Raw genomic sequence first — 13,707 nt, forward strand, 5'->3', positions numbered from 1 at the left:
GCATAAGACGCGGTGGCATACGCAATACATAGTTACCGCCATTGCCACCCGGCATCGCGCCATAGTGGGCATCTTTCCACCTGGCGCGATTTTTCATGAACGACCGCAGCAGCTCTCATTCAGCGAGCGGCCTTGATCTCCTTTCCAACGACACCCTGCCCCATGGCGGGGATTTCAGCGTTTCGCCGTTCGTGGAACCTTTGCGCCCGACTGAATCCCCGGAGCCCGCCGCCGCGTCCGCCAGCGAAGCTCACGGGATTAACCACAAGCGCTTGATGCGCCAGGCCGTCAGCCCGGTCGCCGAGTTGTTGTACGGATCGGTCTGGGTGTTGAAGGCCTGGCAACTCGATCTGGCGTTTCCACCCTCGATCGTCCGCCATCTGGACCAGAGGCTGAAGGAAACGCTGCAGGCCAGATATGGCACTGCAATCGACATCGACGAGTTGCACGTCAGTTTTAGCACCGTGCTGGAGCCGGCCGTGGAAACCGACGGTCGGGAGCGTTTCGATCTGCGCCTGACGTTACGCGAGCTGGGCCGGGAGACGCTGAATCCCCCCGGGCTCCTCGCCCTTCGACGCTGCGCCGAGGCTGATCGCCCGCTGTCGGCGTCGACGCCCACCCTAACCGTCTCGGTGTTTTTCGAGCTGCTCATCGAAGCCCGATGGACACTGGAATATGAGCAGGTGCAGCGTGAGTTCTGGGAGCAGCACGGCGACACATGGGAGAGGCTCGCCAAGCTGGCGTTTCTCGACGGTGTGACCCGTTTGCAGTCGCGCAAGCGCATGGATAAGGAGGGCCATCTGTTGGCGCTGGATGCGCTGGGGCTCAGACGTTTCCCGCTTGGTGTTCAGGACCTGCAGTCGGCCGGACCGCCGACACGCTCGGTCGTTCGGGGGGTGGCGCTGAACGGCGAGATCATCCCCGGTATCTTCCATCTACGCTCCAATACCACGGGGCATTGCTACCTCCACGTGCTGGGCAGCGCGCCCCTGTGCCATGAGTACATCAGCGATGACGCGCCCTGGAAAGCGGACAAGGTGCTGGAGGCGATCAACGCATCGGCCTGGCATCGGCTGAATCTTTCGCTCGATGGCACGCAAATCACCCTCACGCTGGCGGCTCCTTCGGACGACGTATTCACTCAACTGCGTGTCGCCCAGCAACGCTTTTGCGCTGCGCGACTGACGGGCATTGATGCGGTTGAATCAACCGACGCATTCATCGACGACGACCACGCGGCGCTCATGCCCATCGAGCCGGCGATGGCATTGGTCAGCGCCCTCGATCACTGGCAGCACCATGAGCCGTTGCTTGCGCGGATCCCGACGCCATTCGGGTTTGCAAACCGGCTCATGGGCCAGTGGCTCAGGCAGGTGTCCCCCCGACTCAAGCCGGTCCCGTTGAAGCAAACGCACACGCCGATCACAGACCCCCGGCGTGTATTCATCCGCTACCTGCCCGGCACGTCGAGGACGCCGTGGGGCCACCCGCGAATCGCAGCGGCGAACGTGATCGTCGCGCCGGATGAAACGCCCGTCACGCTGAGTCAGGCACTGTTGAGCCGGTTCAGGGCACTTCCGCCCCAGGGTTACGATGATGAAGGCGGTCGCTGGGTCGTCTACGCAGACCCGAGCGGCAACGGGGCGTGGTCGCCCGAGGCGGAATTGAACATCAGCGCCGCCAGCGTCGAGGCCTACATCCAGGGCATCGACTTTCTCGGCCTCATGCAGCGTCGACTCGACCAGTTCTGGCGGCAGCAACGCACTGACATCGAGCGTTCGCTCTGGTCAACCTTCGTCAGCAAGGCGCTGCTGGCCCTCAAGAGCGGTGATCTTTCCATGGGCAGTTTCCAGAGGGTGATCGATGCCGTGGAGCAGGCGCAGCAGGTGCCTGCGCCACAGGCGCCGCTTGTCGTTGCAGAACGGGTCCGCTGGAGCACTGTGGGCTTTCACGTGAGCAGCGGACTGCCACTGAGCACCCACTGCCCTCCCTGCGTGGGCTTGCTGATGATGCGTGCTGCGGACCAAGAAAGTGGGGTGCTTTATCAGGCCGGGCAGTCCACGCCGTTCGTGCCATTCAGTGATGGTCAGCAGCTCATCGACCACCTGACGACCGCTGCCGCCGACCCTGCATGGCGCGAGACTGTGCTCAATTACATGCCGCGCCGTTTTCACGCCAGGCTCGGTTATATCCTCGAACTGTGGGGCGGGGTCCGAGCGCCGGCCGAACCGGTGTCGATCCTGCGCCCCTGGACCGAGCCACTCTACAGCCCGGACACCCATGCCGCCCGGCAGCGTGAACTGTGCGAGCAGGAAGTGTCCGGCTCGCCCATGGCGTTCATCTGTGAGGGCCTGCGTCTTAACAGCCAGTACGACGCCGAGGACAGCATCGTGACCGACCGCGAGCAGGCACTCGGCGCCTGGATTCAACACCTCAATCGCCTGCAACTGTTATTGGCACCTATGGCGCTCGTGCTGCCGGCGGCCTCCATTGCGGCGCTGACGGCCAGCGCGGCCAGCGTTGCGCTGGGCATTCAGGCCGCCAACCTCCCCGGCGGCCGTCAGGAGGAACGGCGCCAGGTGATGTTCGCCATTCTGTCCCTGGGGTTATTGCACATGGCACCGGCCACGCCACGATTGTTCCAGGCGTTCAGCAAACTGGCAGCGCCGGCAGCAGCACTGGGCCGAGGGCTGACTCGAGTGAAGACTGCGCTGCCGGCACGCAATTTCGGCGATTGGCTGCGCAGGGCGACCCACCCGCGCAAAACGCTGCTCAAGCCGTTCTTCAATGGAGCGGGCCTGATGAAGACGTGGAGCGTGGCGGGTAATGCCGAATTCGGCACGTCGTCAGTTCAGGTATGGAAGCTGGGGCGCAAATTTCTGCTGTGGACATCGGACCGGACCCAGGCACGCACCCTGGTCGTCAGCAGCCACGGCTACTACTTGCCATGGACGCGCACGACGGCCATTCCCAACGGCACCGAACTGCGAACTTACGCGCCCCACGGTCACGAGCTGGTCGACCCGATGCTGCACCGGATCGCCAGCCAGTCGGTGCGGCCCTACGCCCTGCTGAACACTGCGCAGCCGGTGCCCGGCCCCGGCGTCGGGCCCTTTCCGGACATGTTCGCCCGGGACACGCTGATGGCCGGCACCTCGCTGCCCGGGCGCATCAAGAATTACACCCTGGCGAAATTTCAGAGCGAACACTATGAAAGTTATCGGGAGATCAGCCAGATCGTGCGCAACAGTCATCAACCGCCGCTGCCCGGCCCGCTCGCTGCAACGCCCATGGATGTGCTGACCGTGCGCAACCGGTTCGGCATGACCCGCCCGACCCTGGAGGATCTGTTCAGCGAACTGAGTCGGCAAGGCATTCACTACGACAACATCCTGCTGGTGCATTGCCGCTGTCCTGCCGTGGGTTCTATGCTGGGGCGCGCGCCCTCTTTCGTCGCCCCGCACGGCCAGTCGCCGATCACCCCGTAGGCGCGTTGCCCGGGATCACATGCTCATGGCGCGAGACAGGGCCGCGCGCTAGCATTGGCGGCACTCAAAGTGCGGCGCTCTACATGGACACTCACATCATCGACACGAGCATCTGCCCCGTTTGCGGCGCCAGTAACCGCTGCACCCTGGCTGATCCGCGCACAGTGGATCAAGCCTGCTGGTGTTTTACCGCCGAGATCGACCCGGCGGTACTGGCAGCTCTACCCGAAGAGGTCCGTGGACAGGCATGCCTCTGTCCGCGATGCGCGGGCCTTGAAGCGGCGAGTCGCGATGCGTCTTGACCGTTTCCTCAGCAACCTGCCGCGCTTCAGCCGCAAAGATGTACGACTGGCACTGATCGCAGGCCGTGTGCAAGTCGACGGGTTGCTGGTAAAAAACCCGCTGCACGAGGTCCGCGAGTTCAGTCAGGTACGGATCGATGACGAAGTCCTACAGCACGGTAAACCGGCGCGGTATTTCATGCTGCACAAGCCTCCGGGCTGCGTCAGCGCAACCGTCGACCCGCAGCACCCCACCGTGCTCGACCTGCTCGATGAACCCGACAAGCACGACCTGCACATCGCCGGCCGGCTGGACTTCAACACCTCCGGGCTGATGCTCATCACCAACGATGGGCAGTGGTCGCGCCGCCTGACGCAGCCGACCACTAAACTGGCCAAGGTCTATGACGTCGAGACCGAAGACGACATCGGCGCGCACTACGTCGAAAAATTCGCTGAAGGGTTTTATTTCGCGTTTGAAGACCTGACGACACAGCCAGCCGAGCTGACGATTCTGGGCAGTCATCGCGCCCGGCTGAGCATCGTTGAAGGGCGTTACCATCAGGTCAAACGCATGTTCGGCCACTTCGACAACAAGGTGACCCGGTTGCACCGCGAAAGCATGGGACCACTGAGACTCGACCCGGCGCTGGACCCCGGACAGTACAGAGCCCTGAGGCCCGACGAAATTGCGTTGATCTGAAACCTGCGTCTAATTGCCTACCTGTCACGAAACGCGTGCAACGTGTCTACGCGCACCCCGTTTTGTCGTCAGGAGACATGGAGATGAAGCCAGAAATCGCTGTGCTGGACATACAAGGTCAGTTCCGGGTTTACACGGAGCTCTATCGCGCAGACGCCGCCGAGAAGACCATCGTTCTGGTCAACGGCTCGCTCGCCACGACCACCTCCTTCGCTCAAACCGTGCGCAACCTTCACCCGCAATTCAACGTCGTGCTGTACGACCCGCCTTACGCCGGTAAATCAAAACCGCACAATGCCCATGAACGCCCCCTGACCAAGGAGCTGGAAGGTCAGTTGCTTCTGGAGCTCATCGACCACTTCAACGCAGAACTGCTGCTGTCGTTCTCATGGGGTGGCGCGGCGGCGCTGGTCGCCCTGGCGCACCGGCCCAAGCGCATCGAGAAAGCCGTGATCAGCTCGTTCTCCCCTGTCATCAGCGACCCGCTGCGCGACTACCTCGAGCGCGGCCGGCAACACTTCGCCGCCTACAACCGCCATGGCGTCGGTGAGTTACTCAACAGCACGCTGGGCAAACACCTGCCCTCTCTGTTCAAGCGGTACAACCATAAGCACGTCAGCTCCCTGGAGCTGCACGAGTACGCGCAGATGCACCACCACATCAACCATGTGCTGGACGCGAGCAATCATCCGCAGATGAAAGCGGCCAGGCGCATCAATGTGCCGGTCCTGTTCATGAACGGTATGTGGGACGAGTACACCTCGGCTGCCGACGCCCGGCACTTCGCCCACTACATTCGCGACTGCCATTTCAGCACCCTTCAGGATGCCGGGCACTTTCTCGACATGGAGAGCAAGGCCGCGTGCCTGGCATCGAAAGATGCCCTGCATGGGTTTCTGACGCCCGCGCCCGAACCCCGGCGCATTCATTACAGAACGGGTCAGTTGCAACAGGCGTTCGCAGTTTGACTGGAATGGGAAATGAGAGGGCAGCAGATGGGGAGGAAGGTTTTGCTGCAGCCCCTGATGAGTGCCATTGGACGGCGAATCAGGGGGCGGCCACACAGCATTGGGTCGGTGAGGCATTTAACGCTTCAATTCACCCGCCGCATCTGGTACAAAGTCAGCCGCTCCAAAGGCGTCAGGTTAAAAGCGGGTATAGTTTAGTGGCAAAACGAAAGCTTCCCAAGCTTTAGTTGAGGGTTCGATTCCCTCTACCCGCTCCATCTCCCCTAGTGTTTCCGGGCTTTTCAGCCCCCCTCCCCGCTCTGAATCAACCTCGATTCCTGTCCTAGTCTTCAAAAATGCCGAGCATTGGTACCCCCTTCTCAGGCTCCGATTTCGTTACCGCTAATCCCCTGCTGAAAATCCGCATCACAGATTTCACGCAAGCTGCCGATACAGAGAAACCAGTTGCTCAAAATTCATCCATTGAGCGACGAACTCTCAAGGCAGTGACGATCATGCAACCTATCCCTCTGGCAACCTTCGAATCCATTGGCTGCGCTGAATGCCGAAATCTGGAAGCGCTGGGATTCGACTTCACCATGGCGTTCCAACCTATCTTCAACGTGACTACCGGAGCTCCATTCGCCTACGAGGCGCTGGTCCGGGGTGTCAACGGTGAGTCTGCTGCGTTCATTCTGGGCCAGGTCAACGACGGCAACCGTTACCGGTTCGACCAGGCGTGCCGGGTCAGGGCCATTGAGCTCGCCACCCAACTCGGCCTGCCTGCCATTGCAGACTGCAAGTTGAGTATCAATTTTCTGCCCAAAGCGGTGTATCGCGCCGAGACCTGCATCCGAGCAACGCTTGAAGCGTCCAGGACCTTCGATTTTCCGGTGGATCGGCTCATGTTCGAAGTGACCGAAGGTGAGCGCGTCGAAGACCCGAATCACCTCAAATCCATATTTGAAGAGTACGCGCGCCAAGGTTTCACTACGGCCATCGATGATTTCGGATCAGGTTATTCCGGCCTCAATATGCTGGCGATGTTTCAGCCACACGTCCTCAAAATCGACATGGCGCTCACCCGTGACATCGACCGGGACCCAGTGCGTCGGGCGATTGTTGAAGGGATTGTGCTGGTGTCCACGCGTGTTGGCATCACCGTTGTCGCCGAGGGCATTGAGACTCGCGAGGAGCGCGACGCCCTGCTGGATCTCGGGGTCGAGCTCATGCAGGGCTACCTGTTTGCCAGACCCATGGTTGGACAATTGCAACCGATGCCGCTGGAACTGATGCGTGGCAAAGACGTTGCCGGAGTGGCCTGATTCGTCCTGGCGACCTCCGATGTTGCCTGGGTTGGAGGCCAGTAGTTTAAAGCGAGGCGTCACTCCGCCGCGTGGAGGGCGGCCTGTTCGATCAACGCGGCCACTTCCTGCGGTCGGGACTGGTACACCGAGTGACTGGCGCCTTTGATCTCGATGGTGTGGCTGTTGGCCCGCTTGGCGTACATGCGCTCAAGGTCCGGGTTGATAATCCAGTCTGCCCCGGCCACTGCGTACCAGCTAGGCTTGGTTTTCCACGCGGGCACGCCAGCGGGTGTGGTGAACACTGACGCCGCAGTCGGCTCTTGGGAAATGGCTTCGAATTCAGCCTGAGCCTTGGGCAGGTCAGCCGCGAAGTCCGCCGGATAGGACGCTGGGTCAAGGGACAGGAAGCCGTCAGCGGTTTTCTTCACCGCTTTGGTGGCATTGGGGTACTGCTTGCCGTTCTGCGCTTCGGTTTCACCCTGATCCAGCGCGTGGGCGGCGATGTACACCAGGCCCACGACGTGAGCGTCATTGCCGACATCCGTAATGATCGCGCCGCCATAGCTGTGCCCGACCAGAATCGTCGGGCCATCCTGCTGGTTAACAATGCGCTTCACCGCCGTCACGTCATCGGCGAATGACGTCAATGGGTGTTCAGCGATCGAGACGTTGTACCCGTCCTTGCGCAGGATCTCGTAAACCGGCTTCCAGCCCGAACCGTTCACGAAGGCGCCGTGCACCAGCACGATGTTCTTCACCGGGGCAGCCTGAGCCGCGCTGGCAACGCCCAGCGCCAGAGCGCCCGCCGTAAAAACGCTTAGCAGCAATGACGCGTTGATTCTGTTCATGGGGTGCTTCCTCATTATGCATACATGGTCGGGGCCTTGACCTGGATAGCTAACGCCCGGCCCCGCTCTTCGCTGTGAACCATTGAATGCGCTGCACGTATCTGCAATGTGTCGCTGAGGGCGAGCTTTCAGTCAACACGTATCGGCAGGGGGTCTGGATACACAGGCATACAAAGCTCGCGTTTTTTGTGGGACCGGCTTCAGCCGGGAAGAGGCAAGTGTGTTCGCTGCACCAGTAAACTGGACTAAAACTTTCACCCACAAAAAAGCCCGGAAAACTCCGGGCTCGTTCATTCCATCAACACTTACGCGGCCATACTCGACGACGACAGGGACTTCTTGTATTCAGCTTTCATCGCTTCCATCTGCGCGCCAAGTTCTTCCAGCATCTTCTTGCCCAGCAACTTTTCAGCTTGCGGGAACATCTCTTCCTCTTCTTCCTCGATGTGGTGCTCCAGCAGCTCTTTGACCACTTTCACACGACCGGAAAACTCCGGGGTGGCAGGGTCAGTTTGCTTGAGGTCCGGCAGCACCAGAGCGTCGACGGTGCGGTGCTCTTCCTTGGCTTCGTAGTACATGATGTCCTGCTCTTTGCCGCCCGCCTCTTTAAAAGCCGGATAGAGAATTTCTTCCTCGATCTTGGTATGGATGGTGATTTCCATCTCCAGTTTGGCCAGCAAGTCAGTGCGCTTTTTAACGCCGCGCTCGGTGGATTCGCTCAGTTGAGTCAAGATGGCTTTTACACGTTCATGGTCGGCTTTCAACAGTTCGATGGCGTTCATGGTGTTTCCTCTGGATCACGGTAAGCGGATCGATCTAAGTGCCGACCCTGCAGGTTCGTGATGAGAGTTGCATCGACCGTGCCGATACCGCGAGATATCGAAAAACCCGATTAATCAAGCAGTTAGAAGAACAGAGAAAATGCGAAATCGTGCAGGCTGCATGAAACTTCGCAAATGGATAGTGCAGTTCACGAGTTGCTATCCGGCCGATTGAGCTCCGGCAACACCAGAGCTCAAATGGCGACGAGTCGTGTCATTAGTGCGCTTTAGTGGCGGGCACTGACGCCGTTCGCTCTTGATAGGCTGGCAAGGAGGCCGCAAACGCCATGGCTTCTTCGCGCGTGGAGAACGAGCCTAATCGATCGCGGTGTGTGCAGACCCGCCAAGGCCCGTTGTTCACGTTAATCACATCGTAGCCGTTGAAGTGCGTCTTGCTGAGCATTGCGGTATGCATGGTCATCTCCTCTCATTCAAGGGAGTGTTATGGGTTGTCGGATTAAACCTTACACCCGTCATTCACTCTATAGACGTTACCGAGACCAGCGGCACCCTGCTCAAAGCGTTTGAAGCCGGGATGCCGCGTTGACAATGCCGACCTGGGTTTCTATAAGTCCCCTCCGTTCTGGCGTCCGGTCAGTACCTGCTCACCTGAAAGCGAAGCGAGATGATGGAATTCACGGATTTTGATGCCGAACTGGCCGACTGGAACACGCTGCAAGCCGTCAATCCCTGCACTGGATTGCTGCTGGGCAACGGCGCCAGTCTTGCCGTGTGGAAGAACTTCGCCTACGACTCGCTGTTCGAGCTGGCGCAGACCACGCGCAACAAACCCTTGAGCGCCACCGAGCTGGCGCTGTTCAAATCCATGGAAACGGAGAATTTCGAGCCCGTGCTCAGCGGCTTGAAAGTCGCGATGCGGGTCAACGCGGCGCTGACGATTGGTTCGTCATCGCCACGCAACCGCTATTTCGCGATCAAGGAAGCCCTGATTCATGGCATCCGCTCGGCGCATATTCCGTGGCGGCTGATGGAGGCGCCGACTATTGGCAAGATCAGCGAAGCCCTGAGCCAGTATCAGACGGTGTACTCCACCAACTACGACCTGCTGGCGTACTGGGCAGCGATGCATGGCGCGCAGCCGTTCGATGATCTGTTCGACGACGATGCGATATTCAACCTGCACCGCACCGACAGCCACGCCACGCGGATTTTGTACCTGCATGGCGGCATGCACCTGGTGAAGAACTTCGATGGCACGGCGCGCAAGTTGCTGTCTTCGGAGAGCACGCTGCTGGGCAGTTTCGCGATCAACGCACTGGAAGATGTGCCGCTGTTTGTCTGTGAGGGCCGTAGCGACGACAAGATGAAGATCATCCGCGGTTCGGACTATCTGTCGTTTTGCCACGCCCAGCTGGCGCAGCATGAGGGCGCGCTGTGTGTCTTCGGCCACTCGCTGGGCAAGCAGGATCGACATATCCTCAACGCCATTCTCCAGGCCCGTCCCCAGCGCATCGCCATCTCGGTGCTGCCGCGCAGTGACGCGTTCATCCAGCACCAAAAACGCCGCTACAGCGAACTGTTTGAAGGGCAGAACATCGAGCTGACATTCTTCAGCGCCACCACCCATCCGCTGGGCGATCCGACGCTTGCGGTGCCGGTGGCAAGGCTGAAAGAAGCGCTGGAGTTGAAGAAGAGCTGAGGGTTAGCGTAAGAGTTGGCCCGCCGCCGGATATCCCGCCAGGTTGTTCACCCAAGAACTGACGACGAACGCTGATCTTGTGGGAGTGAGCTTGCTCACGAATAGGCCGTCACAGGCTGCCAACTTTCAGCGACCATAAGTCAGTCTTCGCGAGCAAGCTCGCTCCCACAGGTGCCGTGCCAGTCGGGCGAGCGTGGGCATCAGGGAGGTACTCCCAGAACAAACCGGACCCTACAGGTCCGGTCTTGCAATCACTCACCGCTTCAAATCTTCCCAGCCGCTGCCCTTTATTCGTTACCTTCCGACAACGACCCCACGACCACTGCACCACCCTGCGTGTGTTTATTGACGCTGGTGGCGACCGATTCGGTGGTCAGGCGCATGCTGCTGAGGGCGGCGAGTCGGTCGCTGCTTGTCGTGTGTACGACGCTGCCTGACCAGTGAGCCGCCACCGTCGCCATCCATGCGAAAAGGAATACCACGACACCCTGCAACGCCCATTTTTCGATAACCGACACGATGGTTCTCCTGGCTGAATTCGACGGCACCAATTTGACCTTGTAACTGTTGCAGGAACGTTGCATTCAACTTCTGCACCAACATTTGAGGCGATTGAGTGCTCGTCAGGAAAATCCTCGAAAACGGCAGTTCCCCCCTTGACCGATTCCCGGCTGAAGCCTTTGAAGTGTACGGACGATTCCGCGCGCATCTGTAAAGGCCCGCCATCCCGGTTCTGTGGCTGAATACGCCTGCGTTTCGCACCAACAAGAACAAGGCACGCCCCCTTATGTCCTCTCGTGAAAACACCGGAATGGTCCTCGGACTGATCGGCGTGGTGATCTTCAGCCTGACGCTGCCCATGACCCGCATCGTGGTGCAGGAAATCCACCCCTTGCTCAACGGTCTCGGCCGCGCTCTGTTTGCGGCGGTGCCGGCGGCGGCGTTACTGCTGTGGCGCAGAGAAAAATGGCCGACCCGCGCGCAGTTCAAGGCGCTGGTGGTGGTGGCGCTGGGGGTGATCGTCGGGTTTCCGGTGCTGTCGGCCTGGGCCATGAAAACCCTGCCCGCCTCCCACGGCGCACTGGTCAATGGCCTGCAACCCTTGTTGGTCGCCATCTACGCCGCCTGGCTCTCCCACGAGCGCCCGTCGAAAGCCTTCTGGGCTTGCGCGGCCATGGGCAGCGTTCTGGTGCTGGGTTACGCGCTGATCAGCGGGGCCGGCAATCTTCAGGCCGGTGATCTGCTGATGGTCGCCGCGGTGGCGATTGGCGGGCTGGGTTATGCCGAAGGCGGCCGCCTGGCCAAGGAGATGGGCGGCTGGCAGGTGATCTGCTGGGCGCTGGTGATTTCGATCCCGGTGCTGATCGTGCCCGTCAGCTATCTGGCGTGGCAGCATCAGGGCCCGATTTCCCCTGGCACCTGGTGGGCCTTCGGTTACGTGTCGCTGTTCTCGCAATTCATCGGCTTCTTCGCCTGGTACGCCGGGCTCGCCATGGGCGGTATCGCGCGGGTCAGTCAGATCCAGCTGGTGCAGCTGTTTTTCACCATGGCCTTCTCGGCGCTGTTTTTCGGTGAGCACATAGACCCGACGACCTGGATCTTCGCCGCCGGTGTCGTGGTCACGCTGGCGATCGGGCGTAAAACGGCGGTGATTGCACCCAAGCCGGGCGCCGCCGCTCGCGTTTAACCCAACAGGCCATCCGCCTGGAGCAAGCGCTCCAGGCACTGCTCCTGAATGCCGTAGAACACTTTCAATTCCTGGATCTTCGCCAGCAGCTCAGCCGGATCCGCCGGAGTCGCGCGCTTGACCGCCAGGATCATCTTGTTCTTGTTGGTGTGCTCCAGCGAGATGAACTCGAAGACCTTGGTTTCATAGCCGCACGCTTCCAGCAGCAACGCGCGCAGGGCATCGGTGACCATTTCAGCCTGCTGGCCCATGTGCAAACCGTATTGCAGCATCGGCTTGAGCAGGGTCGGGCTCTGGATCTGCAGGCGGATCTGTTTGTGGCAGCACGGCGAGCACATGATGATCGAGGCGCCCGAGCGGATGCCGGTGTGAATCGCGTAGTCCGTGGCGATGTCACAGGCGTGCAAGGCGATCATCACGTCCAGTTCGCTGGGCGCCACCGAACGCACGTCACCGCACTTGAACACCAGACCTGGATGCTCCAGCCGCGCGGCAGCGTTGTTGCACAGCGTCACCATGTCTTCGCGCAGCTCGACCCCGGTGACGTTGCCTTCAGCCTGCAAGGTGTTGCGCAGGTAATCGTGGATGGCGAAGGTCAGGTAGCCCTTGCCCGATCCGAAATCCGCAACTGTAACGGGCCTGTCCAGCTTGATCGGCGAGGTCGCCAGCGCGTGGGAAAACACCTCGATGAACTTGTTGATCTGCTTCCACTTGCGCGACATCGCCGGAATCAGCTCGTGTTGCTTGTTGGTCACGCCAAGATCGGTCAGGAATGGCCGGCTCAGTTCCAGATAACGCTTTTTCTCGCGGTCATGCTCGGCGGTCGGGGCTTCGCGCTCCTGCTGGGCCTTGTTGCGGAACAGCGTGCTCTTGCTCTTCTTGCTGAACTCCAGTTGCACTTCATCGGTGAGCGAAAGCAGATGAGCGTTCTTGAAAGACTCGGGCAGCAGGCTGGCGATCAGCGTCTGCGCCTCGGCGAGGGGGTGATTTTTGGTGATGTCGCGGGTCTTGTAGCGATAGACGAAGGACAGGCAAGGCTGATCCTTGACCGTGACGGGCTTGATGATCACCCGCTGCAACTCCGCTTCGCTTCCGACGTACTTGGCCAGCACCAGTTTGATCAGCGAATTTTGCGTCAGGCAGGTGTCCAGCAAACTCAGGAACTGAGCGCGGTGATCCTGCGCAGGAACGGTGGCGGGTGCGGTAACGGACATCGGAGAGCGCCTCGGGAGCGGAAATGCGAGGCGCTATTTTAGGCGGGTCGAGAGCGGTAGGTGCAATTAAATGACGCGGAGCGTCAGCAGAGGCATTCCCACGCGGAGCGCGGGAACGATCAGTTCACTCCAACACCACCAACCGGTTTGGCAACTCGTTGCGCGCCTGGGTCACGGGCACCTGCTCGCTCAGCACCTCGCCGCACGAACGAATGCACCCCATAAAACCTTCCAGAATCCGGCCGTCCTTCACCTGCCGGGTGAACGTCTCGACCATGGCCCGCCAGACTTCGTTGTCCACGCGTCGGGCAATGCCGTCGTCGACGATGATCTCAACATAACGCTCGGCCTCGCTGACAAAAATCAGCACGCCGGTGCCATTGGCGGTGGCGTGCAGGTTCTGTTCAAGAAACTGCCGACGCGCCAGATTGCCCGCCCGCCAGTGCCTCACGCGAACAGGCACCAGCCGCGTGGTGATGCCCGGCAGCCGGCACACCAGCGCCACCACGATGAACGTGACAACCTGCACCAGCAGCAGATGATTGGCGCTGAGCCAGCCGGTCAGCAGGTTGATCAGCCCCGGCACGAGCAACGCGATGACCCCGGCCCAGATCAGCGGCACGTAGGTGTAGTCGTCAGCGCTGGTGGCCAGCACCGTCACCAGTTCCGCGTCGGTCTGACGCTCGACGGTCTCGATGGCGTGGGCAACCCGCTGTTGTTCGTCTTTATTGAGCAATGTCATGCAAGCAAA

At 60.4% G+C, this 13,707-nt stretch carries 13 protein-coding genes and 1 tRNA gene; 8 read left to right on the plus strand and 6 right to left on the minus strand.

Annotated elements, in window-relative coordinates:
* Positions 1–95 precede the first annotated feature (95 nt).
* The 6 genes from QWI20_RS10780 to QWI20_RS10805 all read left to right on the plus strand — a co-directional run bounded on the left by QWI20_RS10780 (position 96) and on the right by QWI20_RS10805 (position 6,744).
* Positions 96–3,488 (plus strand): DUF6543 domain-containing protein, encoded by a 3,393-nt coding sequence (locus QWI20_RS10780; protein ID WP_369305478.1) that lies wholly within the window; start codon positions 96–98, stop codon positions 3,486–3,488.
* 83 nt (positions 3,489–3,571) lie between these two features.
* Positions 3,572–3,790: a cysteine-rich CWC family protein gene (locus QWI20_RS10785; RefSeq protein ID WP_282366114.1), complete on the plus strand. Its 219-nt coding sequence runs from the start codon at positions 3,572–3,574 to the stop codon at positions 3,788–3,790.
* Entirely contained in the window at positions 3,780–4,472 is a 693-nt protein-coding gene (locus QWI20_RS10790) for a pseudouridine synthase (RefSeq protein ID WP_369305480.1), read from the plus strand. Before QWI20_RS10785 ends, QWI20_RS10790 begins: the two co-directional genes overlap by 11 nt.
* An 83-nt stretch (positions 4,473–4,555) precedes the next feature.
* Positions 4,556–5,440, plus strand: coding sequence for an alpha/beta fold hydrolase (locus tag QWI20_RS10795; RefSeq protein ID WP_369305482.1), 885 nt, complete (start codon positions 4,556–4,558; stop codon positions 5,438–5,440).
* A 183-nt stretch (positions 5,441–5,623) separates the two neighbouring features.
* Positions 5,624–5,697, plus strand: a tRNA-Gly gene (locus QWI20_RS10800).
* 237 nt (positions 5,698–5,934) lie between these two features.
* Positions 5,935–6,744: an EAL domain-containing protein gene (locus QWI20_RS10805; RefSeq protein ID WP_369305603.1), complete on the plus strand. Its 810-nt coding sequence runs from the start codon at positions 5,935–5,937 to the stop codon at positions 6,742–6,744.
* Positions 6,745–6,803: 59 nt separating this feature from the next.
* Here QWI20_RS10805 and QWI20_RS10810 read toward each other — a convergent pair whose 3' ends face one another.
* The 3 genes from QWI20_RS10810 to QWI20_RS10820 all read right to left on the minus strand — a co-directional run bounded on the left by QWI20_RS10810 (position 6,804) and on the right by QWI20_RS10820 (position 8,810).
* Positions 6,804–7,574 (minus strand): alpha/beta hydrolase, encoded by a 771-nt coding sequence (locus QWI20_RS10810; RefSeq protein ID WP_369305484.1) that lies wholly within the window; start codon positions 7,572–7,574, stop codon positions 6,804–6,806.
* 305 nt (positions 7,575–7,879) lie between these two features.
* Complete coding sequence (locus QWI20_RS10815) at positions 7,880–8,356, minus strand: hemerythrin domain-containing protein (RefSeq protein ID WP_369305485.1); 477 nt, start codon at positions 8,354–8,356, stop codon at positions 7,880–7,882.
* Between the two features lie 256 nt (positions 8,357–8,612).
* Positions 8,613–8,810 carry an SPOR domain-containing protein gene (locus QWI20_RS10820; protein ID WP_369305487.1) on the minus strand — a complete coding sequence of 66 codons (198 nt, stop codon included), beginning with the start codon at positions 8,808–8,810 and terminating at the stop codon, positions 8,613–8,615.
* Positions 8,811–9,020: 210 nt separating this feature from the next.
* On the opposite strand from QWI20_RS10820, the gene QWI20_RS10825 reads away from it, so the two are divergent.
* Entirely contained in the window at positions 9,021–10,055 is a 1,035-nt protein-coding gene (locus QWI20_RS10825) for a DUF4917 family protein (RefSeq protein ID WP_369305488.1), read from the plus strand.
* A 287-nt stretch (positions 10,056–10,342) separates the two neighbouring features.
* Here the strand turns inward: QWI20_RS10825 and QWI20_RS10830 are convergent, their stop codons facing one another.
* On the minus strand, positions 10,343–10,573 hold the full coding sequence (locus QWI20_RS10830) for a hypothetical protein (protein ID WP_192171667.1): 231 nt from the start codon (positions 10,571–10,573) through the stop codon (positions 10,343–10,345).
* A 269-nt stretch (positions 10,574–10,842) separates the two neighbouring features.
* Between QWI20_RS10830 and QWI20_RS10835 the strand changes: the two genes are divergently transcribed.
* A complete protein-coding gene (locus tag QWI20_RS10835; protein WP_369305489.1) occupies positions 10,843–11,742 on the plus strand; it encodes a DMT family transporter in 900 nt (299 codons plus the stop codon).
* Here the strand turns inward: QWI20_RS10835 and QWI20_RS10840 are convergent.
* Entirely contained in the window at positions 11,739–12,956 is a 1,218-nt protein-coding gene (locus QWI20_RS10840; RefSeq protein WP_369305490.1) for an SAM-dependent methyltransferase, read from the minus strand. The genes QWI20_RS10835 and QWI20_RS10840 overlap by 4 nt on opposite strands.
* A gap of 124 nt (positions 12,957–13,080) precedes the next feature.
* Positions 13,081–13,698 (minus strand): TPM domain-containing protein, encoded by a 618-nt coding sequence (locus QWI20_RS10845; protein WP_369305491.1) that lies wholly within the window; start codon positions 13,696–13,698, stop codon positions 13,081–13,083.
* Positions 13,699–13,707 lie beyond the last annotated feature (9 nt).

It is taken from the genome of Pseudomonas sp. W2-17, from assembly GCF_041060445.1.
Taxonomy (GTDB): Bacteria; Pseudomonadota; Gammaproteobacteria; order Pseudomonadales; family Pseudomonadaceae; genus Aquipseudomonas.

Bases quoted from the DNA above. Each gene is read 5' to 3' on its own strand.
- QWI20_RS10810 (WP_369305484.1), bottom strand. From the start codon at position 7,574: ATGAACAGAATCAACGCGTCATTGCTGCTAAGCGTTTTTACGGCGGGC.
- QWI20_RS10785 (WP_282366114.1), top strand. From the start codon at position 3,572: ATGGACACTCACATCATCGACACGAGCATCTGCCCCGTTTGCGGCGCC.
- QWI20_RS10780 (WP_369305478.1), top strand. From the start codon at position 96: ATGAACGACCGCAGCAGCTCTCATTCAGCGAGCGGCCTTGATCTCCTT.
- QWI20_RS10795 (WP_369305482.1), top strand. From the start codon at position 4,556: ATGAAGCCAGAAATCGCTGTGCTGGACATACAAGGTCAGTTCCGGGTT.
- QWI20_RS10805 (WP_369305603.1), top strand. From the start codon at position 5,935: ATGCAACCTATCCCTCTGGCAACCTTCGAATCCATTGGCTGCGCTGAA.
- QWI20_RS10790 (WP_369305480.1), top strand. From the start codon at position 3,780: ATGCGTCTTGACCGTTTCCTCAGCAACCTGCCGCGCTTCAGCCGCAAA.
- QWI20_RS10835 (WP_369305489.1), top strand. From the start codon at position 10,843: ATGTCCTCTCGTGAAAACACCGGAATGGTCCTCGGACTGATCGGCGTG.
- QWI20_RS10825 (WP_369305488.1), top strand. From the start codon at position 9,021: ATGATGGAATTCACGGATTTTGATGCCGAACTGGCCGACTGGAACACG.
- QWI20_RS10845 (WP_369305491.1), bottom strand. From the start codon at position 13,698: ATGACATTGCTCAATAAAGACGAACAACAGCGGGTTGCCCACGCCATC.
- QWI20_RS10840 (WP_369305490.1), bottom strand. From the start codon at position 12,956: ATGTCCGTTACCGCACCCGCCACCGTTCCTGCGCAGGATCACCGCGCT.
- QWI20_RS10815 (WP_369305485.1), bottom strand. From the start codon at position 8,356: ATGAACGCCATCGAACTGTTGAAAGCCGACCATGAACGTGTAAAAGCC.
- QWI20_RS10820 (WP_369305487.1), bottom strand. From the start codon at position 8,810: ATGCATACCGCAATGCTCAGCAAGACGCACTTCAACGGCTACGATGTG.